The sequence below is a fragment of the Ruminiclostridium papyrosolvens DSM 2782 genome, assembly GCF_029318685.1.
In the GTDB taxonomy this organism is placed as follows: domain Bacteria; phylum Bacillota; class Clostridia; order Acetivibrionales; family DSM-1351; genus Ruminiclostridium; species Ruminiclostridium papyrosolvens.
In genome coordinates, this window is the sequence record NZ_CP119677.1 from 3662032 (window position 1) to 3686262 (window position 24231).

At 39.9% G+C, this 24231-nt stretch carries 22 protein-coding genes; 2 read left to right on the plus strand and 20 right to left on the minus strand.

Going from position 1 to position 24231, the window contains the following annotated elements:
- Positions 1-3: 3 nt before the first annotated feature.
- From P0092_RS16370 to P0092_RS16395, 6 genes are all read right to left on the minus strand, one after another.
- Positions 4-3156: a type I restriction endonuclease subunit R gene (locus tag P0092_RS16370; RefSeq protein WP_004616347.1), complete on the minus strand. Its 3153-nt coding sequence runs from the start codon at positions 3154-3156 to the stop codon at positions 4-6.
- Positions 3157-3186: 30 nt separating this feature from the next.
- Positions 3187-4956, minus strand: coding sequence for a CFI-box-CTERM domain-containing protein (locus P0092_RS16375; RefSeq protein ID WP_040758155.1), 1770 nt, complete (start codon positions 4954-4956; stop codon positions 3187-3189).
- 83 nt (positions 4957-5039) lie between these two features.
- On the minus strand, positions 5040-5375 hold the full coding sequence (locus P0092_RS16380) for a hypothetical protein (protein WP_004616342.1): 336 nt from the start codon (positions 5373-5375) through the stop codon (positions 5040-5042).
- A 27-nt stretch (positions 5376-5402) separates the two neighbouring features.
- A complete protein-coding gene (locus P0092_RS16385; RefSeq protein ID WP_004616339.1) occupies positions 5403-6596 on the minus strand; it encodes a restriction endonuclease subunit S in 1194 nt (397 codons plus the stop codon).
- Positions 6589-6861: a hypothetical protein gene (locus tag P0092_RS16390; RefSeq protein ID WP_004616337.1), complete on the minus strand. Its 273-nt coding sequence runs from the start codon at positions 6859-6861 to the stop codon at positions 6589-6591. The genes P0092_RS16385 and P0092_RS16390 overlap by 8 nt, the downstream gene beginning before the upstream one ends.
- A 6-nt stretch (positions 6862-6867) precedes the next feature.
- A complete protein-coding gene (locus P0092_RS16395) occupies positions 6868-8385 on the minus strand; it encodes a type I restriction-modification system subunit M (protein ID WP_040758213.1) in 1518 nt (505 codons plus the stop codon).
- A 224-nt stretch (positions 8386-8609) separates the two neighbouring features.
- On the opposite strand from P0092_RS16395, the gene P0092_RS16400 reads away from it, so the two are divergent.
- Positions 8610-9029, plus strand: a complete 420-nt coding sequence (locus tag P0092_RS16400) for a four helix bundle protein (RefSeq protein ID WP_004616335.1) — start codon at positions 8610-8612, stop codon at positions 9027-9029.
- 93 nt (positions 9030-9122) lie between these two features.
- Positions 9123-9854 carry an RNA methyltransferase gene (locus tag P0092_RS16405; protein ID WP_004616334.1) on the plus strand — a complete coding sequence of 244 codons (732 nt, stop codon included), beginning with the start codon at positions 9123-9125 and terminating at the stop codon, positions 9852-9854.
- Between the two features lie 383 nt (positions 9855-10237).
- Here P0092_RS16405 and P0092_RS16410 read toward each other — a convergent pair whose 3' ends face one another.
- The 14 genes from P0092_RS16410 to P0092_RS16475 form a co-directional block, all read right to left on the minus strand.
- The gene (locus tag P0092_RS16410) at positions 10238-10939 is read right to left on the minus strand and encodes a hypothetical protein (RefSeq protein WP_004616333.1); all 702 of its coding nucleotides are present in this window, start codon (positions 10937-10939) and stop codon (positions 10238-10240) included.
- 193 nt (positions 10940-11132) lie between these two features.
- Positions 11133-12755 carry a chaperonin GroEL gene (gene groL, locus P0092_RS16415; protein WP_004616331.1) on the minus strand — a complete coding sequence of 541 codons (1623 nt, stop codon included), beginning with the start codon at positions 12753-12755 and terminating at the stop codon, positions 11133-11135.
- A 15-nt stretch (positions 12756-12770) separates the two neighbouring features.
- Positions 12771-13055, minus strand: coding sequence for a co-chaperone GroES (locus P0092_RS16420; RefSeq protein WP_004616329.1), 285 nt, complete (start codon positions 13053-13055; stop codon positions 12771-12773).
- Positions 13056-13122: 67 nt separating this feature from the next.
- Positions 13123-13695 (minus strand): putative ABC transporter permease, encoded by a 573-nt coding sequence (locus P0092_RS16425; protein WP_004616327.1) that lies wholly within the window; start codon positions 13693-13695, stop codon positions 13123-13125.
- A 458-nt stretch (positions 13696-14153) separates the two neighbouring features.
- On the minus strand, positions 14154-14579 hold the full coding sequence (locus P0092_RS16430) for an Hsp20/alpha crystallin family protein (protein ID WP_004616325.1): 426 nt from the start codon (positions 14577-14579) through the stop codon (positions 14154-14156).
- 368 nt (positions 14580-14947) lie between these two features.
- Positions 14948-15124 carry an aspartyl-phosphate phosphatase Spo0E family protein gene (locus P0092_RS16435; protein WP_004616323.1) on the minus strand — a complete coding sequence of 59 codons (177 nt, stop codon included), beginning with the start codon at positions 15122-15124 and terminating at the stop codon, positions 14948-14950.
- A gap of 16 nt (positions 15125-15140) precedes the next feature.
- A complete protein-coding gene (locus P0092_RS16440; protein ID WP_004616321.1) occupies positions 15141-15272 on the minus strand; it encodes a hypothetical protein in 132 nt (43 codons plus the stop codon).
- Between the two features lie 700 nt (positions 15273-15972).
- Positions 15973-16110 carry a hypothetical protein gene (locus P0092_RS16445; protein WP_158498405.1) on the minus strand — a complete coding sequence of 46 codons (138 nt, stop codon included), beginning with the start codon at positions 16108-16110 and terminating at the stop codon, positions 15973-15975.
- 298 nt (positions 16111-16408) lie between these two features.
- Positions 16409-18235, minus strand: a complete 1827-nt coding sequence (gene glmS / locus P0092_RS16450) for a glutamine--fructose-6-phosphate transaminase (isomerizing) (RefSeq protein ID WP_004616317.1) — start codon at positions 18233-18235, stop codon at positions 16409-16411.
- Positions 18236-18848: 613 nt separating this feature from the next.
- Positions 18849-20198, minus strand: coding sequence for a phosphoglucosamine mutase (glmM, locus tag P0092_RS16455; RefSeq protein WP_004616315.1), 1350 nt, complete (start codon positions 20196-20198; stop codon positions 18849-18851).
- A gap of 79 nt (positions 20199-20277) precedes the next feature.
- Positions 20278-21864, minus strand: coding sequence for an NAD(P)/FAD-dependent oxidoreductase (locus P0092_RS16460; protein WP_004616313.1), 1587 nt, complete (start codon positions 21862-21864; stop codon positions 20278-20280).
- A gap of 4 nt (positions 21865-21868) precedes the next feature.
- Positions 21869-23107 (minus strand): CdaR family protein, encoded by a 1239-nt coding sequence (locus P0092_RS16465; protein ID WP_004616311.1) that lies wholly within the window; start codon positions 23105-23107, stop codon positions 21869-21871.
- Positions 23104-23979, minus strand: a complete 876-nt coding sequence (gene cdaA / locus P0092_RS16470) for a diadenylate cyclase CdaA (protein ID WP_004616310.1) — start codon at positions 23977-23979, stop codon at positions 23104-23106. The genes P0092_RS16465 and cdaA overlap by 4 nt, the downstream gene beginning before the upstream one ends.
- Positions 23980-24119: 140 nt before the next feature.
- Positions 24120-24221 (minus strand): hypothetical protein, encoded by a 102-nt coding sequence (locus P0092_RS16475; protein ID WP_004616308.1) that lies wholly within the window; start codon positions 24219-24221, stop codon positions 24120-24122.
- Between the last annotated feature and the right edge of the window lie 10 nt (positions 24222-24231).

The following is a 24231-nucleotide window of genomic DNA, read 5'->3' on the forward strand; positions in this document are numbered from 1 at the left end:
ACCTCAATTCAAGACAGCATAGTGCTTCTTTGCCAGCATTAAAAGCGGCTGCACCAGCTGTTTCCTGACATTTATCTTTATTTGTTTAAAGTATTGCGTATTTAGCAGCATATAGATTGCCCGCTCTATATCCCCTGTCTTTGTCAGGTTAGTCGTCCAGTCTACAACATAGTTTTGTTGGATAATATCGGCTACATCCTTTGCAATGCCTTTCGAGAGCTCAATCACATCTTGGCTGATGTATTCTGCTGCATCTTCCTTTACACTGCTTGCTGATGTTTCTTCCGTATCAGTCAAATACTTCTTCACGGTTTCAAAGAAAGCATATTCTTCCACAGACAATCCCAGAGCTTTCGCTTCATACTGCTCGCCCTTTTCCATGTGCCCATTCACAAATTCCTCAAGCTGCTTCTTTCGTTCTACCCAGTTGTTCTTGGTTTCCTCCAGAAGCTGCTGCAGCTTTTCCAATAGACTTGTATAATAAACAGGGTTGTCGTCCATCTTGACATGGATGACATTTTTGATGGCATGTTCCATAGCAGAGGCTACGGCTTCATCGGACTTAAGCGTTTTCATTTTGGAAGAGAAGTCTGAATCGAACAGCGTCACAGGGGCAATCCACTGTCGGACTCCCAGAGATTCAAGGTGCTCCGAAATAATCTTCCTGACCTTTTCCCCACAATCGGCAATGTCAAGTTCCTTCCCTGGCTCAAAGCGGGCTTTCGCCGCTGCTCTGATATATCCCAACCAACGCAGGTCGTTAATGTGCTCGGTCGGAACATGGGCAGGCAGGATCTGCTCCATGGCTGAAGCAAATCGCTTATAAGCAAGCTCGAACTCGGCACGTTTGTCCTCGGGCTCGATTTTTCTGACCAAGGCATCCAGATCATCTTTCTCTACGCCAACAAACATAGCCATAACAGCTTCACGGTACGACAACATTTGTTTATATATAGAATCCAACGACTCCATAGGCTGACCCAGCTCTTCACGATCAAAAATGGCCAGAGCTTCTTCCAGGAAATCCGTTACGCCGAAATAATCCACCACATAGCCACATTTTTTGTTATCCCCACAGGTTCGGTTCACTCGGGCAATAGCCTGAAGTAATCCATGCTCCTTAAGGGGCCTGTCCAGATACATGACCTGCTCGATAGGGGCATCAAAACCCGTCAGCAGCATGTCCTTGACAATCAGGAAGGCCAGCTTGTCCTTATCCAAAGGCTTGGTGAACCGCTTGATAATTCCGTCCTGCTCTTCCTTGGTCGTAAAATGTTCCTTCAAATGCGGCTGGTCATTTAGGTTCCCCGAGAAAATAACCTTTACCTCCAAGTCCACACCTATGATTTCCTTCATATTCTTGTTCAGGGCATTATAATATTTCACGCAAGCGTCACGGGACACGCAGACCACCTGGGCTTTGAAACCGTTTGGGAAAATCTGATCCTTATAATGCTGAAGCATATCTTTGGCAATATCCTCCACCCTGCTGTCGGCTTCCACGATGGTCCGTTTGTTGGCGTATTTCTGTTTGATGGCTTCTTTTTCATCATCGGACTTATCTTCAAACGCCTGATCAAACAGCCCTTCCAGCGTATCTGCTTTAATATGCAGGTCAGGTCGTCTGCCTTCGTAAACGATTTTGACGGTTGCCCCATCATCAACCGCCTGCTGGATAGTGTATTTATCGATATAACTCCCGAAGGTACGGGGGGTCGATTTGTCTTCTTTGTCAATCGGAGTTCCAGTAAAACCGACAAAAGCGGCATTCGGCAGAGCATCCCTCATATTTTTAGCCATACCTGTATACTGGCTGCGATGGGCTTCATCCGCCAGGACAATCACATTAGACTTTGTGGTGAGTACAGGAAATTCCTTCTCAAACACCAGAGCGGCTCTCTGCCTGCTGTCGTTCATAATTTCCGAAGTTTCCTTTTCGGACTGGAACTTATGAATGGTTGTCATTATAATCTGCGGTTGTGCCTTGGACAGCAGCTCCTTCATCTCGCTGACACATTCAGCTCGGACAGGGGTCGTGATGCTGGAAAGTGTTCGCACAAAGGTATTGTAAATCTGCTTGTCCAAGTCGATACGGTCAGTAACTACAACAATGGTGGCATCCATCAGTTCAGCAACTCTGCGGATTTTTCGTGCAAGAAACACCATAGTCAGCGATTTACCAGAGCCCTGTGTGTGCCATACTACGCCGCCACGGCTGACAGAATCCTTTCCATGAACCAACCGTTCAAGTGCCTTGTTAACCGCCCGATACTGCTGATAACGGCAGAGCTTCTTGACCTTTGTGCCCGTTTCGCTGTCGGCTTCAAAAAGCAGAAAGTTCCGCATTACATCCAGGAGATTCTTCTTTTCCAGCAATCCCTGTAGGAACAGGTTCTGCCCATTGTTTCCGACATCCTCAATGGATTCCTTCTTAAACGGATATGGATCTTTCCATTCCACATAATGACCATACTTGGAGCTAATCGTTCCCGCATAGGCATGGTATTTGTTCAAAATTCCAGTAAAAAAATTGGTATAGAACAGCCTTGGTACGCCTTCGACCTTCTCTGAACCACGGGCATCCATATATCGGCGGAGCTGCTCATAGGCCTCATGCTTGCCCATTTTTTCATTTTTACTCTGTTCAAGAAATGGTGATTTGCACTCAAGAACCACCACTGGAATACCGTTGACGAACAACACAATGTCAGGAATAGCCTTTTCATTTGGCCCCTGAATCCTGAATTGCCGTGTCAATAGAAATTCATTATTACTCGGATTCTCCCAGTCAATGAACGTCACGGTGTGATACTTCTTCTGTCCACTCCCATCCAGATCCTGATCCAGAGCGAAGGTCAGGTTCACAAGGGCATCATAGATCTTTTCGTTGATTTCCAGGAGATTGGTTCCCAGATTTTCAGGGCGTGCCAAAAGTCTAACTGCTTTGTTGATATTGCCTTCATCCATCCATGGATTAAGGCGTTTCAAAGAACGCTCCAGCCGTTTGACAAGAATGACTTCTGTCATAGAATCCCGCTCTCCCTGTTCAGGGTTCAGCTTGTCTCCATGCACAAATTCATAGCCCAGTTTATCTTTTATGTATTGTATTGCTGGTAGCTCCACCAGCATTTCTTCGTTGCCTAAATAAGTTTTCAATATTTCTCACCACCGAAATCATAATCCTTGTTATCTATCATTCAGCCGTTTAACAATCACATCAAGTATGGATTTTGCACCTTTGCGGAGTTTTTCTTTGTTTTTTATATAATCTGCGAGCGGTGGGCTTAAGCGGTAGTAAATCCTGATAAACAGCCTTCCTAAAGGATTTTTATTTAGTGTCTTGTCCCTGAACTTACGAAGGGTCATCACTTCTGGCAAGTCATATCCGCCATATACAGCAGTAGCAATAAAACATCCAGATTTTTTTTGAGGCTTTGGTACAACCCTGCTATTTGACAGGTATCTATCCATTTTCTGCTCTTCTTTTATATCCCGAATGGCCTCATTAATCTCTTTTCTACTCATCTTGCATACACCAATCATAGCAGCAATCCCAGGGAAGTTAGTGTTTCCCCATGTTGTATACCATTTACCGTTATGATTGAACCACTCATTATGCTCACTTGATATGTATGCCCAGTCTTTATCCCTAATTGGATTTATTCTTTCAGGTATTTTTTCAAACACCTTCTCTACCTTTTTAGGATCAAAAAGCGGACAATAGCTTATATTTTGAAGTATGCTGTCTTTGTACTCCTCCAGTTCTTTTTTATCAAAAATCCAATCGCCCGAATCGGTACTGATATACCCGTATTCAGTCCAACGGTCTATATCCAAGGAAACCATCCTACAACTGAAATTGTTTTTATCACCATCGTACCTGCCCTGTTTGCAATAATCCAGAGAAGCTCCTTGTTTGTTCTTTTCTCTAAAGCACCACAGCACGCTTCTCAACTCGGTTGATTTTACTTCTTTGCCGTCAATTTCAATCCTTTGGCTCTTCCAACCACTTGTCAGGTCCAACATGGTATAAAGAGTTTCTATATCATTAACATCAAATATCGCACCGTGAATTTGTTCTTTTCCTTCACCAGAAGTAAAATATGTAGGCTGGTTTTTTACAAACTCAATAGCTTCATCCCTCTTCTTGCTTGTTGAGTTACCAAAGGATACAGTTACCAGTTTCTTGCTTTCCTGCTCCTTCTTTTTGAGATTAGCGATCTGGCGTTCAGTATGGTTTATAAGGCACAATTCCACTCTAATACCCGTTGATTCCAGAAAGTCTATCCAATTCTTTTGTCCTTCTGACAATTTATCTTTTTCACTCTTTACTTCCGACATAAAAAGGATGGAGTCATTATATACTAACAAATCAGGCAAGCCTGACCGATTTTCGCTAATATTCCGTAGAATTCTATCCAAAATTTTAATTACTGCCTCACCTGGCAATATTCTTGGTACTATACATAGTTCTTCTATGCTGAACCTGTTCCAGTTTTCAATCATTCTGAAATTCTGGCCATGATGCTTTTGATAAGATTGTCGTAGCACCGACTCAACATTTGAGTTCGACAGCTCCTTTATGCGGTTATTTATCATTGCTTCTCTATTTTTATAGAAATCAACTGTGAAGTAGTCTGCTGGCATACCATTTGTGCTTATTGTCCATTGAAAAAGTTCGTTGAATTTTGGTGAGTCAACATATAATTCTTCGTCAATTCCGCCTCTGCTGATTTGAACGGCTCCTCTAACTTTTGCAAAAATAACATCCCAAAAAAGCAAACCGAGGAGGCACCACCAGTAGTTGTTTTCACTCCAGATGGCATTATATCCATTCTGCTTATAGTGGTACATGACGGTTTCCTCTGCAAACAGTTCTCTGCCGTCTACTTTATACTTCGCTTTACCATTCTGTTCTTCTTCAGTCCTGTCGAATTTAATATTTATAAGTTCCATGGTGTATCCCCCCTCAATGTCTCCACGGTTGTTCATACTTTCACATTCCTGAATTTACGACTTCATAGCTGTTTTACGAAAAATTAAAATTGAATAGCAGTAACCCTGAACCCTTCACTTTCAATGTCTTCAGTTATTAGATTTAAAGTATCATTGCCATCATATCCTGTGTTTTCTGTCCATTTTTTATCGGAAATTAGCAAACACTGCTTATCTGTATGAATAACTCTCCCGTGGTCTTTTTTGTGGAATTCGAGAAGCTTCCCAAACGCCCCTTTTTTATAATGAACTCCATCGTCACACATATTTACCACATACTTATCTCCCTGCATCCATACTGGGCAGGGCTGATAAGCTAATTGATAAGATACCTGGTATCCATTTTCACATTTGATTACAATCGTAAAACATAAATCCATTACTATATCCTCCATCTGTTTTTTATCTTACTGCACCAAAACTCGGATTTTCCCAGTTAGCAAGTGATTCATCAGAGCTTTTTTTGCATTTTCCAATTTATTCTTTTTGCTTTCGTATACATCTATATCACTATCAACAGCAGATAGAATTTTTGATATTTTTTGTTGTTCTTTAAATGGAGGCACTAATATTAATATTGTATTTAGAACAGCAACACTCAAGCTTGGAACACCAGTAGCTTCATTATATTTTTTTAAATCTATTTTATTTAAATAATAATAAAGCCACTTGGCTACATAGCCTTCATCCACTTTCGTATAAAATAGCGTGTCAACAGTCCAAAATGGTTCCTCAATATACATTGGTTTATCAATGGTTCCTTTTCTTCCAATAAGAACCGAAGGTTTATCCCAAAGATAGTCGTTTGTATTACCTATGACTCCACCTGTACCCAGTATCTTGTATATTCCGCCTTCAATTTCTACTTCTTTTTGATTTTTTCCGTAACATATTTGAACAATCTCTTCTAATTTTTTCACTTCCCACCCTTTAGGAATCCGCCCTATCTCCGTATCCCTAAACTCGGTATGCCCAATCCCCTTTATCAGAAGCTTCTGCATCAATCCTTTTTTGAGTTCCCTTGTTTTTTCAATCAATGCATCGGTTTTGTCAATCTGCTCGTCAATAGTAGAAAGGATATCGGCAATTTTGTATTGTTCTGAAAGAGGCGGTACTATGATATTAAACTTTTCTACATCTCCTTTAGTTATATTTGGATCCTTTCTTGTACTGGCGGCAACGTTCCTCCATACATTCCTATTTTTAATTAGAAAATAATTTAAATACTCTGGATATATCTCTTCTATAAGTGGTAGCGAACAAATAGCCTGATTTGTAGCAGCTTTGGTCTTTAAAATCCCAGTTCTTCCTATCTGATTGAAGCCACCATACATTGCAATTAGTACTGTCCCCTCATCTTGGACTTTGCAACTCGTTTCTTTTAAAGCTAAATCAGTAATCTTTTCTTGAGTATCGTAAATGTACCTATCATTTAAGTCCAATGTTTTTACCCATGCTACATTCCCATTTAAGTAATACTCTTGTTTACCTCTTAATGGAGTAGCCCCTGTTAAAACACTATATAAATCTTCTATTTTCCTTACTTCCCACTCCTGCGGTATCTCCCCGAGTTCGGTCATTTTATATCCTTCTCTAATCATTTTCATCCACCCACTCTATGCCCGTAGTCTCCTTCAAGATCTGCCGTGCTGCTTCTTCCTTGTCCTCAACTTTACTGGTTCCTCCAAAAAAACATGCTCCCTTGCTTTCAAGCCACTGAAGCATTTCGTCAAGGAATTCTTCCCAGTCAGCACCTTGTGGTATTGTTATAGCCCCGTTTATATAAAAAGAGTTATCTCCTACTACATCATTGTCTTCTTCAAGAGTTTCTCCCTCAAAGTTCTCTTCAAATTTATCTTTATCCATATATTATCAAATCCCCTCAAATCCCAGTTCTTCAAGATATTCATTGAGTTTTTCTTCCGTATCCGCAATATCCATCTTCAAATCCCGAATATCCTGCAGCACCTGTTCAATGTCAATTTCCTCTTCCTCCTCTGATGTATCCACATATCGGCTGATGTTGAGGTTATAATCATTTTCCTTGATGGTATTCAGACTCACCACTGCAGAGAACTTCTCTTGGTCATCAAATGCGTCAAATGCTTGTGTGATAGCTTTAATATCCTCATCCCGTAGCCTGTTCTTGTTCCCGTTCTTTACAAAGCCCTGGCTTGCATCGATAAAAAGGATTTTACCCTTTCGTTCCTTTGATTTATTCTTATTGATTATCATCAGAGCTGCAGGAATACTTGCTCCATAGAAGCAATTGCTTGGCAATCCTACTATTGCTTCTATCAGGTCGTCTTTTGCAAACCCTTTACGGATCTTCCCTTCGGCCCCACTACGGAACAATACACCATGCGGAACAACCGTCCCCATCTTGCCCTTTGCATTGAGGCTGGCTACCATGTGCGACACAAACGCCAGATCGCCGTAGCTCTGCGGCGGAACGCCATAGACAAAACGATGATACGGGTCTGCCATAGCTTCTTCATGACCCCAGTTTTTCAGGGAGAACGGCGGATTTGCCAACACCTTGTCGAAGGTCTTCAATACACCACCTTCCAGATGCATCGGGTTGCGTATAGTATCACCCTTGCGGATGTCAGCCCCCTTCGCATTATGGAATATCATATTCATTTTGCAGATTGCCCAGGTTGATAAATTGATTTCCTGACCGAACAAAGACAGGTTCCGAGGATTGCCGCCATGGTCACGGACGTATTCGATACTCTTAATCAGCATACCGCCGCTGCCGACGGTCGGGTCGTAAATGCGATCCCCCTCCTGGGGCTTCAGTATATTTACGAGTACCTGAACCACCTCTGAAGGCGTATAGAATTCACCGCCCTTGGCTCCGCCTTCATCTGCAAACTCCTTGATGAGGTACTGATAAGCATCTCCCAGCATATCAGAGCTTTCCAAATTGTCAGCATCCAACTGCATGGTATCAAAGAGCAACAGCAGCTGTGAAAGCTTTTTATCACTTACACGTTCTTTGTCGTTAAAATTCGTTGTAGTCAGAACACCAATCAGTTCAACATTCTTGGGCTCGTCTTCAATAGCCTTGAAGGCTTTGTCCAATTCAGGACCGATATTCAGATTCAGGTTTTTGAGATTGTCCCAGCGAGCCCGTTCTGGAACAAAGAATGAAACATAAACCTGGGGATCTTCCAGCAGCTCGTCTACTTCTTCAGCAGGCATGCCCTGCTTCAGAAATTCCTGCTTCTTGGTTTCTCTTTCGGTCTGGAATTCATCATTCATGCGTTTCAGAAATAAAAGATCAAAAATATAGTCCTTATACTGGGCAGCATTCAGCTCTCCACGGAGAATATCTGCTGCTTTCCAGAGATTTGCTTCCAGTTCTTGCAGTGTCAGTTTCGCCATTATCATTTACCCCTCATATATGTAAAAATTCGTTAATAGTCAAATGTAATTTTATCACATTTCGACTAAATTCTAAAGAAAACTTGTCCTCAAATGCCCACAAAATTCATTATACCACCAAACCCACTGTTCATGGGCTTTTTGAGTGATATTAGACTTTAACCCTTTTTGTAGCTATTATATAGTCATTACCAGACATTTTGATTTCAGTGGAGTGTGATGCTATGCCAATTATGTATGAAACCATAAGAGATTTCCGTTCTTTGATTGTATATCAGCGAGCCAAAGAACTTGCTAATGATATATGCAAACTCTCGGACAAATTTCCGCCGTCCGAGAGATATGAAAGCACCAGCCAGATACGAAGAGCTGCAACTTCCGTGGCGGCTAATATCGCAGAGGGCAACAGTCAAATCTACCCATCAAAAGAATTGACCTTCATTAGCACTGCCATAGGGAGTCTCGGCGAAGTCCGATACTGGCTGGAATTCGCCTATGATCAGGATTTCGTCCCGCAATCAGAGTACGAGCGTCTGGATGCCCTGTGTCTTGAAATTACGAAGATGCTGTATGGATACATGCGGCGTGTCAAACAGGTTATCGACGGTGTCGGGCAGCATAAAGGCACTATTAAATATCCTTAAATTCTACAATATACTTGAAAAGTATATATATCCCTTTGTAATATAAAGGTAGTATTAAATATCATAATTTTGAAGAAGAAGGAGACTTGAGCTATGGCAAAAACAAAAACAACTGTATTGAACCACGAAAAAATCGGAGAGATAATTCTTCCTGTTGATCAAAATGGTAAACCGATCTACAATAAGGAATCCATAGGTGCCATTCTGTTTGCTGGAATCTCTGCATTAAACCAAAAGCAGATCATCACTGATAACGACATGGAAATTCTTGATTACAAGTTGAAAGAGGCACGAATCGATGTCATCGAGAACTTGGGTACTCGGATATCCTACGATTACAAGTACAATAGCCTTACTGGTGAGCCCGTGGATTTATCCATTTCATTCGATAGCATGAATGCATTGCTGGATATAAATGACACAATTGATTCACTGCTATGTATTTTATGTGATATTACATTGAGCGTCATACATCCAGAAAGCAATATCAAACGTGCCGCAGGAGAAGACTACAAAGGCAGCAATTGGGAAAAATACGCTTTTTCATTATTACCAGAGGAAAGAGCAACAAATGAAATCATTGAAGGAAAATTGCGTAAAGCTGCCCTGGATTATTTTGCAGAACACGTTAATCCTAAACTCTCCGAGTTATTAACCGAAGAGTACGGTGAGGATTGGGAAGACTTTCTTGCTAATAATTATGCGGAAACAGTTGTGTCCGACCTGAATGAAATTGCAGACTTTGAAAAAGGCGACTATCTACCAATAGATGGTTACGTTGAAGATTTAATTTACGACCATGAATGGGAAGAACAACTATCATAATTTTAAGCCTCAACCGCTGGGTTGGGGCTTTTTATATATATCAGGCTTTTTTAGTATGTTTTATGTTGATAAGCTTAAGCCATAACAAAAACATATCTTAAGCCATATCTTGAGTATAGCCTTAAACCCAGCATAAAAGGATGAAAACACCGCTCTGTACAATCGACCCTAATGGGATGATAAAGCATATATCTTAATCGTTCCAATTATAGCGGATATAGCAAACTCCTGCATTTCTTATATATAAAGAGAATTCGGGAGTTTCTACTATGCTGCGATAAAGATATGGCTTTAGCATACGATTCTGCATACCATGATTGAGCATATGGTTACAATTATTTTATTTTGTTTCAAATAATCATAGAGTCACTTTATTGCCAAAATCATGCCAGCATATAGGAGATTTGGTCAGAAAAGCTTATATTTGTGGTATCCCACTTCCTTGTTGGGCAATCCTTAAGTTCATATGCAGTCCCTAAACTGTCGACAAATTTTGCAAATCGCTCATCAAGCCAGGGTGGAGTCCATGCACCCGATCTGCATATATGAACTGCCGACACTTCAATTCCTGTGTCCAGGTCATTAAAACCTGGGTAACGAACATTGAAAGCATTATTTATCGGCTTGAAATAATCTGGCTTTTCTGCTGTATACGGGCTGTAAATTATATTTGCTTCTCCAATCCAATTATCCTTTAAGAGCTTGCCAAGCCAGTTGGCACAATTAACCTCAAAATCAAGCGAAGATAGCCCTCCATAGCCCAGGTCTGCATGTGCATCAAAAAGATATACTGTATTACACCCCTGCTTCCTTGCTATATTATAGGATAAAGCGTGGGAGTCGGAAACATAGGCTTTAATTCCCTTTGCAAATATGAAATTCCCCTTGATTTTCTCCCAAAATCCGTCTATACACGAAGAAAGCCGAAACGACTTTTGAATATCCTTTCCCAGTGCCTTCGCCTGGATATACCGCTTATACCACAAATTTATAACATTTTTAGTATTTTCTATATATGAACCCCAATTTTCTTTCTGTGTATGGATAAAATAGTCCCAATCTATTGATAATAAGCACTTTCGCATTACATCACCCCCCCAAAAATGGAATTGGCTTATGATATAAAGACATTTTTATAGTAAAGGCTGCGGAGTTGAAATTCCGCAGCCCGTATACAAATCATTTGAGGAAAGGGAGCCTTTGGGGGACTTTGCTGGACAAAGCTGACTCCCTTTTCCATATATATGGCTAAAGGCTATTTAGGCCACAAGCCTTATTTTAGTAGTCCATATCCCCTGCAGGCATTGCTGGAGCTTTCTTTTTCTCTGGCTTTTCAGCTACAGCACTTTCTGTGGTCAGGATCATCGCTGCCACCGATGCTGCGTTCTGGATAGCAGATCTGGTCACTTTCACAGGGTCGATAATTCCTGCTTCAAACATATCTACATATTCATCTTTTGCAGCATCGTAGCCCTTTCCTTTTTCACTGCTTTTCACTTTTTCTACAATTACCGAACCATCAACACCAGCGTTGACAGCAATTTGACGGAGCGGTTCCTCCAAAGCTCTTAATATAATCGCAGCTCCTGTCTTTTCATCACCATGAAGAGTATCTACTAATTTCCCAACTTCTGGTATTGCATTGAGATAAGCTGTACCGCCACCAGGGACAATTCCTTCTTCTACAGCTGCTCTGGTTGCATTGAGAGCATCCTCAATTCTGTATTTCTTTTCCTTCATTTCGGTTTCTGTTGCAGCCCCGACACGGATTACTGCTACACCGCCAGCCAGCTTCGCCAATCTTTCATTGAGCTTCTCCTTATCATAGCTTGAGGTTGTAAGCTCTATTTGCTTTTTGATGGATTCAACCCTGTCCTTTATTTCTTGCTGGCTTCCCGCACCGCTCACAATAATAGTATTTTCTTTCTGGACTTTTACCGATTTTGCTTTTCCAAACCATTCGAGCTTAATATCCTTAATGTCCATGCCCACTTCTTCGGATACAACCTGTCCGCCCGTCAGGATTGCAATATCACGCAACATCTCTTTTCGTCTGTCGCCAAAGCCTGGAGCTTTTACGGCCACACAGGTGAAAGTGCCTCTTAATTTGTTTACTACCAAGGTTGCCAAAGCATCTCCTTCAACATCCTCTGCGATTAAAAGCATTTTCCCGCCGTTCTTTACCACCAGCTCAAGGGCAGGCAGCAAATCCTGTACATTGTTGATCTTCTTTTCTGTTATAAGGATATACGGGTCTTCCAGAACGGCTTCCATCTTATCGTTGTCTGTAACCATATATGGAGAGATGTAGCCCCTGTCAAACTGCATACCTTCAACAATCTCTATTACTGTATCCGAGGCTTTATTTTCTTCAATGGTAATGACACCTTCTGCTGTAACCTTCTCCATTGCATCGGCAATAAGGCTGCCTATTTTTTCATCTCCAGAAGAGATAGTCGCTACAAATGTCATATCATTCTTGCCTTTGATTTTCTGGCTGTTTCCCTTTATAACCTCAACCACCTTATCAGTGGCTTTTTCTATTCCTCTTTTAAGTATTATGGGGTTCGCACCTGCGGCTATGTTCTTCATGCCTTCTCTGACAATTGCCTGTGCGAGCAATGTTGCTGTGGTAGTTCCGTCACCAGCAACATCATTGGTCTTGCTGGCTACTTCCTTTACAAGTTGAGCACCCATGTTCTCGTAGGGGTCTTCCAATTCAATCTCTTTTGCAATAGTTACACCGTCATTTGTGATCGTAGGAGAACCGAATTTTTTCTCCAATACTACGTTTCTGCCTTTAGGTCCCAGTGTTACCTTTACGGCATCTGCCAATTTATTTACACCATTTTCAATTGATTTTCTTGCATTCGCATCAAACGAAATTATTTTTGCAGCCATATTTTCCACCTTCCTTTACTCTACAATTGCTAAAATATCTTCCTGTTGTACTATCAGGTATTTCTGACTGTCCAGTTTGATTTCGGTCCCTGCATACTTGCTGTAGAGTACCTTATCTCCCTTTTTTACCTGCATTTTAATTTCCCTACCGTCCTTGATTTCACCAGGACCGACTTCAACCACTTCTGCCACAAACGGCTTCTCTTTTGCATTTGAGGGCAGAACAATGCCACTCTTTGTGGTCTCTTGTGTTTCTACCTCTTTAAGTAGAACTCTTGTTCCTAATGGTTTAACTTGCATAATTGTTCAGCTCCTTTACTCTTATTTTTTATAGTAAAGCTACTTGATTAAGCAGCTTATAAACAAATTACACCTTGAAGATATGAACAGGCAGGCTCACACGGGATTTTAACTCCTTCATAGAAGCAATTCTTGGAAGAATAGCCTTTATCATGTCCATTAAAATAAATCCAAGAAGCATGAAAGCGGCAATTATTTTCATATCTTCATTAACTTCATTCATAAACTGTGCCACTATCGGATGTAAGCCATAAATGATAAAGCACCCAAGCAGTCCCCATAATATCGAAAACTTCAGGCAAATCCGCCCTCTTATATTGCAAAATTCATTGCTGTAATCCCAGGCTTTCACCTTAAGGAACGTCTCCAGTATATATCCCGTCAGATACTCCAAAGCAGTGGTAAGCAGAATTATGAATATGATATTGCTTAAAAAGCCTGGATTCTGGAGTTTCAAGAGGGAACCAATATTTAGAATCAAAAGTGTTCCAAAACCGTATATAGGACAGATAGGTCCTGCCAAAATGCCTCGATTTACAAATCTTCTTTCCTCATGGAAAGCGTACACAACCTCAAGAAGCCATCCGATAAAGGAGTACAGCATAAAATAAATTCCTACATCATAAAAGCTGCCACACATTTTGATGTCTCCTCTTAATATTCATCTATATATTTTTTGAAAATCAAGTCCAGGCTTCGCCTGTAAGAATTGGGATGCTACGTTATTCTATGTAAGAAGTCACAATGAATTTTTATTCAAAACTCTATTAAGATACGTCATTAATAAAAGCCTCCTCTCACCAATCACTAATGTTATCCATTAAAAATCAGAAAAAGTTACTCGATGATTAGCACTCATTCAACATGAGTGCTAACAATTTTTATTTTAATCATATTTTTTTCAAAGTCAATATATAAAATTCAAATTTTGGTAGGATTATTTTTGATAAGCTTAAGATATTCCCAAAAGGATTTGATTTTTTTAAAAAAATCTCCCGATTTCTCAATCACAATCAAAGTGAATATGTTGATGAACATGTATTATTTTAAATTGAAAAGGCAGCCTGTTAAGATCACCAGACTGCCTGCCATTCAGCTCTACTGAATATCAATCTTTCTACTCTTTATTTTTGAAGGCTCAACCTTCGGTACTGTAATTGAAAGGATACCATCCTTATACTCTGCTTTCGCCTGTTCTGATTTTACCTCGACAGGCAGCGGGATTGTCCTTGAAAAGCTGCCGTAATACCGTTCTGTCCTGTAAGCATTTTCATCCTTCAGTTCGTTTTCCCTCTTTGTCTGACCTGTAAGTCTTACAGTATTCTCGTCGATATATAAGTTCAGATCATCCTTTGAAACGCCAGGTATTTCTGCTTTTACAACTACATCCTCTTCCGTCTGGTAAACATCCACACGGGGAGAAGAGAAGCCTCCAAATATTTTTGAGGGAAAATCAAAGAAACTGCTCATTTCCCTGCCGATATTATCCATATCCCTAAAAGGATTCCATGGTACAAGAGCCATATTAAATTCCTCCTTCATGTTTTTTATCAGTAATAGTTTTTCCTTTCATATGATTTTTTATAAGATTTTATGAAGGAAACATAATAATTCACTTGCTTGATATTTATTACAGATACTTCAAGCGATTTGCCTTTCCATGATTTATGTTTGATTTATACTGGATTTGTTCCTGTAAAATATCAGTCTTTATCTTGTGGATTAATTACTTGTTTGTTATGTGGATATTTCTTTAAACATTTTAAAATAAACAGGTTCCGATAACTCTCACATTGTGCATAACTTGTTGATAACAAAATCAAAAACTCCCAGACCTTACATCATTTTGAATTATTGTTTTATATGTATTCAATAACTTTCCTGTATGTAATTTACTTTTTTATATAAATTTTATTTCCTATTCTTTTGCAGTCATTATTTTTCAGATATTCCACAATATATGCATACAGTTTCTGGCTTAATCGCAGAATCGATTGCTTATGTACATCACCGCTTATCACCTGTTTATTCAATTCTTCTCTCAATTCATTGATTTTATCCGTCAGCATTTGTTCCATCTCCCTGTTATAATTCATCAAGTTTATTTCTTTTTTTCTCAATAACCTTATCAATAATAAAGAGAACTATCGTCATCACAAATAATGCTCCATATGTAATCTTCCCTTCTCTTGTCTGGAAAAGCTCATAATACAGCATTTTGCATCTCCTTTGCTTATTGTTTGCACATCCCACATATTACACTAAATACCATAATATATACAAAATACTTTACTACTACAAATTGCTATTTGTAAATATTAATCGTATGCTAACTGCACATTCTGTCTTCTGAAATTGTCCAATATTTTGGAATGTTTAGAAGTCGGGATGATATGTGGAAGAAGAAATAACAGATGTAGTTCTTGAGAAGGATCAGTTCCATCGGGCTTTTGCTCCAACTTTCCTGCTACATTGAAGAAGTTTATTTTTTAATAAAGAATTTTTTGCCGATAACAATTTCACTCATCATATTAAATAAAACCGTTGTTCTTCCCATTTATTCTCTAATTGGAAGATAAAGCATATCTATAGCAATCCCATTAAGAGTAATAAACTCCCGCATTTCTTATATATAAAGAGAATTCAGGAGTTACTTCTATGCTGCGATAAGGATATGGCTGAAGCCATACATCGCTTACATATATGGATTCTGATATGTTTAAGCATATGCTCCAGTTATCTCCCTTAATCTGACAGAGTCCGAATCCAAACCACCACAGGCCCCATCTTTCTGGCCGTCATATGGCAGTCTTTTCTTGTGCCTTCCCACCTCATGGAAGAACTTTATTTTCCCTATAGAAGAACCGTTTTTACCGACTTTTTTAGCCCTTTGACCCTTTCCCCTTTTTTCTGACCCCTAACTATATTCCCACCCACCAAAGTCCTTCCCTGCCCCTATCCCCAAACCCCTGATTTTACTGGCTCCTGATTTTCCGTCCAAAAACACTTCTTCCGTAAAATCGCCGAAATCTTCTTTTTTCTTTTTCCCGTTCAACCTAATAAGGTTCTTCCGTGAAAAAGGCAGGATTTAGGGGTAAGGGTTAAGGTCCATGTCCCTAAAACCTTGCAACCATGCCCCTTTCAGGATGTCCTAAAATAGTCCTTCCCTCGGCTGTACCTAAAAAGGGACGGAAGAACTTTGGCTGGTCTGCCGTGGTCCTCTCGTCCCTTAATTCTACTGGGTTTTATCTATATTTTTTATCCGTTTTCTTTTTCCCTGGCACGGAAGGGGTTGGGGCGGCTGGGAAGAAGATGGAGGGCTGAAAATAATCACCACCACCAACCCCATTCCACTACTCCACCGTTACACTCTTTGCAAGATTCCTCGGCTTATCAACATCGCAGCCCTTTTCTATTGCCATATAGTAAGCAAATAGCTGTAGAGGAGTAACGGCTGAAATCGGAGCAGTTAATGAGTCCACGTCCGGTATGGTAATTACAGTGTCCGCTGTCTTTCGCAGTTCTTCTGCATGCTTTTCCTGTGTAATGGCTAGAACCACTGCACCTCTGGCTTTAACCTCACGGATATTACTTACCATTTTATCAAACAGGGTATCCTGAGTCATTGGGCAGACAACAAGAGTTCCTTTTTCAATAAGTGCTATAGTTCCGTGCTTTAATTCGCCACCTGCGTATGCCTCCGAGTGAATGTAGGAGATTTCCTTAAGCTTTAAAGAGCCTTCCAATGAGAGAGCATAATCAAGGCCTCTTCCGATAAAGAATATACTCTTGGCATTGTAATGCTGATGAGCAAACTTCTGAATATCTTCTTTATTCTCCAGAATCTTTTCAATATCGTTTGGGATCTCCTTTAGCTGATTCAAAATAGTATCGGCTTCCTCTTTTGTTATTGTACCCTTTTTGAGTCCAAGTTCCAGAGCCACCATATAAAGAGCCGTCAGCTGCGTGTTGTACGCTTTTGTTGATGCAACTGCAATTTCAGGCCCCGCCCATGTGTACAGAACGTCGTCTGAGTCACGTGCAATAGAACTGCCTATAACATTAACTATAGATAGAATTCTTGCTCCTCTCTTCTTTGACTCACGGAGTGCAAACAGTGTATCAAGAGTTTCCCCCGACTGGCTTATGATTATTGTCATATTCTTATCAGAAATAAGAGGATCACGGTAACGGAACTCAGATGCAACATCTACTTCTACAGGGATTCTGCAAAGCTTCTCTATAATGTATTTTCCGATAACACCCGCATGATATGCTGTTCCACAGGCAACAATATATATTTTATCCAGCTTGTTAATATCTTCCTCAGTAATAGTTACATTATCAAGAACCAGTCCTCCGTCCTTTAAACGAGGATTTATAGTGTCTCTAATAACCTTTGGTTCTTCATACATTTCCTTCATCATAAAATGCTCATAGCCACCCTTTTCAGCAGCTTCCACATCCCAATTTACCTTGAAAATCTCTTTATCAACAGGAGCTCCGAGGCTATTGAAAACCTGTACGCTGTCCCTTGTAAGAATAGCAACTTCCTTATCCTCAAGAATGTAAATATTTCTTGTATATTCAAGAATTGCAGGAATATCTGAAGCAATGAAGTTCTCGCCTTCCCCAAGTCCTATAATCAAAGGACTGTCTTTTCTCGCACATACGAACATATTCTCATCGTCCTTGCAAATTACTCCCAGTGCATAGGAACCTTCGATTTCATCAATAGCTTTCATTACTGCATCTACAAGGTCTCCATCGTAGTAATACTCCACAAGATGCGCAATAACTTCAGTATCAGTCTCTGACTTAAAAACATATCCCTGACCTTTTAAAAACTCTTTAATTTGCATATAGTTCTCAATAATTCCGTTATGGACAACAACTATTTCACCAGACTGACTTATGTGTGGATGTGAATTAACATCGTTTGGCTCTCCGTGAGTAGCCCATCTTGTATGGCCGATTCCCATATTACCGTTTAACTTCTGTGATTCAAGCTTTTCTTCCAGACATGCAAGTCTGCCCTTGCACTTGATAACCTTTAAAATTCCGCCCTCATTAACAGAGACTCCTGCTGAATCATAACCCCTGTATTCAAGCTTTGACAATCCATTTATAAGAACAGGTACTGCTTTTTTATCGCCAATATATCCAACTATTCCGCACATATTAATTCTCCTTTTAATTTGATAGTTTACATAATTAATCATTATTTCAACAGTTTTAACACAAAAAAATATACACTTCTCCCTTAGTACAGGCGAAAAAACGATGCAAAATAACGCATCAGTGTAAAAAAGGGCAAAACTAAAAAACCCTTCCAAATTACTAAAAAACAATATTAAATTTTTATATAATGAATTTTATGAGATATATACAGGATCAGTTACATGAGACCATTTTGTTTTTGCAGTCGCCTGCAAGCTTTGTTTTGTCTCTCTCGACCGTAACAGCCGGAAGGTATCCGCCGAATCTTTCGATACGACACACGTTGTTTTGTGTATCGCTTCCTTCTCCTCGTCAACAGACTTATAAAAATCTGCCCTGGCGCCTTTTTAATTCATATTAATCCTGCCTTTTTTCCCACCTCCCTATTATCCAGTTATTTCTTGAAGCTATTTACATCTATATTACAATATATTATATATACTATAAAATTGTCAACACTATTCACAGTTTTTTAACTTTTGTGGGATATATATACTAAGGACATTTGACACTAAAAACAAAAAAATAGAAGGGCGGAAAAATCTCTTTCCACTCCTCCTATTATGTGTAACTTTATGACAACCTTCCTTCAATAACCCTTACGAGTTCCTTTGCACGTCTGGTAATAATGTCCTTGTTCTTGCCTTCAATCATTACCCTAACCAAAGGCTCGGTACCTGAAGGTCTTATAAGAACTCTTCCTTCTCCCTTGAACTCGTCCTCTAGCTCCTTGCACATTTTCTTAATTACTTCGTCATCCAGATATTTGTACTTCTTTTCATTGGTTACTTTTGCATTTATTAATATCTGTGGCAATATCTGCATTACGCTGGCAAGCTCTGAAAGCTTTTTGCCGGAATCCTTTAAAACCTTCATCAGCTGAACGGCAGTTAAAAGACCGTCTCCGGTAGTATTGTGGTCTAGGAAAATAATATGTCCGGACTGCTCACCGCCAAGCATGTATCCTTTATTGAGCATTTCTTCCAGAACATATCTGTCTCCAACCTTTGTCTTCTCAATATTAAGTCCGTTATTTTTAGCCATAATATCAAGTCCCATATTGCTCATAACTGTTGCTACAACTGTATTTTGAGCCAGCACCCCTTTATCTTTCAGGTATAGGCCTATAATAGCCATTATCTGGTCGCCGTCTACAATATTACCGTTTTCATCAACAGCAAGAACTCTGTCAGCATCTCCGTCAAAAGCAAGACCTATGTCAGCCTTTATCTCCTTTACATACGCCTGAAGCTGCTGCATATGTGTAGAACCGCACCCGCTGTTTATATTTGTTCCGTCTGGTTCATTATTTATAACACTCACTTCTGCTTTTAAATCAAACAGCGCCATAGGAGCCGCTTGAAAGGATGCCCCGTTTGCACAGTCAATTGCTACCTTTATTCCTTCAAGGTCACCTGAAATAGTTCCCTTTACAAAGTTTACGTAATCTTCGAGTGCATTTTCCTGATAGCATTTAAAGCCAATATTCTGACCAACAGGCTTAGGCAAATCTTCACCGTCATTTTGTATTATTTCTTCAATCTTGTCTTCAATAGCATCAGGCAGCTTATACCCGTTTGAATTGAAAAACTTTATACCGTTATATTCAAAAGGGTTATGTGAAGCTGAAATAACAACACCGGCATCGGCATCATATTGTCTTGTAAGGTACGCTATTGCAGGAGTTGGAATTACTCCAAGGCTGACAACCTGCGCCCCTACAGAGCAAATTCCCGAAATCAGAGCAGCTTCCAGCATATCCCCTGATATTCTTGTATCCATACCAACAAGTATCTTAGGTGTATGCTTGGTTTCTCCCGTAAGTACGTAAGCACCTGCCTGACCAAGCTGATATGCAAGTTTTGGAGTCAACTCAAGATTTGCAACACCTCTGACCCCGTCAGTTCCAAATAATCTTCCCATTTTATCCTCCAAGTTCCATTTATTTCGAATTTAACTTTCAATATATAATATATCATTTTTTAATATGTTATTAATAGTTCTATTTCGGAATTGCATAAGTTTTAATAATTTGTTCTGCTATCCGTATTCCATCCACAGCGGCACTAACTATTCCACCCGCATACCCTGCTCCCTCGCCTGCCGGGTAAAGTCCCTGCAAATCAACACATTCAAGCATATCGTTTCTTGGTATTCTCACGGGAGATGAGGTTCTTGTCTCAACACCTGTAAGCAATGCATCCTTCATACCAAACCCTTTTAACCTTCTGTCGAAATAGCTTATTGACTGTTTTATACTGTCCGTCACATATTTCGGCAGGCAATTATTAATATCAGCACATTTGGTTTCTCCTGTATAGCTGGGCTTTACACTACCAAGTCCCCCTGTCCTTCCTTCCAGAAAATCCTCAAGCCTTTGTACGGGAGCGCTATTATTTCTTCCTCCTGTTTCAAAAGCAAGTCTTTCCCACTTTCTCTGAAACTCGATTCCTGCAAGAGGGTGCTGACCTTCAAAATCTCCGGGTCCTACGGAAACTACTAATGCACTGTTGGCATTATCCTTGTCGCGTTTAAATTCACTCATACCATTAGTGACAATGGTGTCTGTCTCAGAGGCCGAGGCCACAACCACTCCCCCGGGACACATACAGAAGGAATACGCCGTACGCTCCAAAAATTTGCAGAAAAGTTGGTAATCTGCCGGCCCCAGAGTGGGATGTCCTGCTGCATCACCATATTGTGCAGTGTCTATAACCTCCTGAGGATGTTCTATTCTCACCCCAATTGAAAATGGCTTCTGAACAAAGGTAATTCCCCTTCTATACAGCATTTCAAAGGTATCCCTTGCACTATGTCCAAGAGCCAGTACTACTGCATTTGTGTCAATCAAAGAGTTTGTATTGGTATGAACCCCGCAAATTTCTCCATCCAGAGTCTTAACATCTACCATCTTTGTGTTAAAAAGAACTGTTCCCCCAAGATGTTCAATTTCCCTTCTCATTTGTACTATAATATTCTTCAGAATATCAGTCCCAATATGAGGTTTTGCTTTGTATAATATTTCGTCAGGTGCACCAAACTTGTGAAATTCATTTAGAACCTTTTCGCACCTTGCATCATTTATTCTCGTTGTGAGCTTGCCATCGGAGAACGTACCCGCTCCACCTTCACCGAACTGTACATTTGTTTCGGTGTCAAGGTTTCCCCCGTTCCAGTAAACAGACACCTTTTGAGTACGTTCAATGACATTCCCGCCTCTTTCAATTACAATGGGCCTATATCCGTTCTGAGCCAGAACAAGTGCGCAGAAAATACCCGCAGGGCCAAAGCCTACTACCAGAGGTCTTCCCTGCATTTGTTTATTTCCCGGAAGTAATTCTTCCTTGGGCAATTCTTCAAGGATTCGAATGTCCTTATCGGCAGGTATTTTAATACTATCCTTTAGCTCACATGAAACCGAGTAGACAAAACGTATGCCAGGTTTTTTCCTGGCATCTGTTGATTGTTTAACTATTTTTATATTTTTAACTAAATCGCTGTTTATCCTAAGCTTTTGAAGCACCTGATGTTCAAGTTCCTTTTGGCCTCCATCAAGTGTCGTTACCAGATTTGATATTATAATTTTCATGTTTTCACCTTGCATCCTGCAAATTCTGATTTTCTTCTTCCGGTACTTTTGATATTTTTACAAGTACTTTCGTCTCACCTGATTGTGTAATGTTGGGCGGAAGCGTAATCTTTATGGGAATACGGTGTTCTCCTTCTTTAAGCCCGTTTACATCAACCTTTGCCGAAAGGCTGTTCACCGTTACATTAGCCATATCTTCCTTTTTCCCTTTTAAAGAAACCGACACAGGCTCTTTTATCTCATAAGCAAGTGTATTGTCATTTATGGTGCCTTCCAGAGTCATATCCCTTGGCTCAAATTTATAAGTCTTTACATCCAATGGAATAATCTTTACCTCAACACTAACTTCACGGGTAGAACTCACAAGCTTGAGTCCATTTGGTATCTGCAATAAAACCTGAGTATTTAAAGTTTTATCTGCTTTATCAATATTTATCGGAACAGTCTTAACCTCATTAACTTTATCCATAATATCCGGTTCACCCGTAACTAGTATGCTGTTAGGTTTTACTGAATATTCGCCTTCAAGGAAGTTTTCCGCAGGAATACCTTGTGTAATAGGTATAACAGGTACTCTTTTACCTATCTCTATCTTTATGTCAACGTTAAGCTTCTTGCTTAATCCCGGCATCTCCACGCCTTTTTTGTCGTACACCTTACATTCCTTCCGGATTTCCAGATTTCTGTCAAGTCCGGTTACGTCAACAAAGGCCTTTACAGAGCCAACCGAGGCTATAACAGTATCCACGTCCTGAATTGATACTGTATTTGGCCGTGCAGTTTTTGAAATTATTTCGTAACCTGCAGGAAGTTTGCCCTGAGTTTCCACCTGAACTATAAAAGGATTCTCCTCAATACGTGCCAAATCAAGTGTGATGGTTTTTTGCTTTAGCTCTATATTTTTAGGGTTAACTCTTTCCCTGCCCAAGTAAACAGGTGGTTCCAATGCAATAACCTTGTCATCTACACTTTTAACTTTTGACAAGTCAAGTGTTACTTCAAACTCACTGTCCTTTATATTATTAAGAACATCTCCCTTATCCCTGACATCCACTACAACGTATTTGTTGAAGTTTTTACTGTTCAGAACAAGTCCTTGTGATTTAAGACTCTCCTCATTTATTATATTTAATGGAACAGTATAATGTTGAGTCTGTACAGGGTTAATTGCAAACCACAGAGATATAGCAAATACTATTGAAAATATTTTTAATGTTAGATCCTTCTTCAGGAATTCTTTCACTTTGATTTCCCCTTCCAAAGTGCCAGCTTCTTGTTTACAGACTTCTTTTCAAGTAAATTTTTATTTAACGCCTTTCGTAAAATATCAGGCGTAAGATTTCTGCTCAAACCGCCGTTTAAGGCATAAGATATTTTTCCCGTTTCTTCCGATACAACTACCGCTATGCAGTCCGATACTTCCGTAATACCCAGCGCAGCTCTGTGTCTGGTGCCCAGCTCCTTGCTCAGGTTTGGGTTATCGGTAAGAGGAAGAAAACACGCCGCTGATTTAAGTTTATTATTCCTTAAAATCAAAGCTCCGTCGTGCAGCGGCGTATTCGGTGTAAATATATTCATAATCAGCTCAGCACTGACACTTGAATCAAGCCGTGTTCCCGTATTTATGATTTCACCTAGCTTTGTCTCACGTTCAACTACAATAAGCGCTCCGGTTTTTGTCCTTGACATCTCCGTACACGCTTTTACTATTTCTTCTATTGTAAAAGTCGTATGTATAGTGATATCCTTTTCATCAAAACTGAAAAAGCCTTTAAAGTTGCTTCTTCCAATCTGCTCAAGTCCACGCCTTAACTCAGGCTGGAATACAACTACCAGTGCAAATCCCGCAAGCTCTATAGTTTTGTTCAGTATATAAGCTAGTGTACGTAATTTAAGCCAGTCACTGAGCATTGCTACAACGAGAATTACAACAATACCCTTTACCAGCTGCCACGCTCTTGTCTCCTTTACAAGCTGAATCAGCTTATAAGTCAGATACGAAACAATACTTACGTCAACTAGTGAGCGCAGTATTTCCAATGGCTGGGTAAATGGTACATATACCGATAAAAAATCCAATATGCTTTTAAAACTAACAGCAACAGCATCCAGCAAAAAATTCACACCCTTGTAAGATACATACTTTTACAGAAAAACACAAAGTCACATAATAATTTTATTATATTTACCGCATTCGTAAAATGGGTAAAATTGACTAATTTTTATGGATTTATAAAGCTATTTTTATAACACTGCTAACCTGCAGTAATAATTGAATATCCTGCCATCCCCAATGTGGTAAGCAGCATTATAATTGCAAGTATCAAAGCAACCGTTTTAACCCATTTCTTTTGCATAATAACCTCC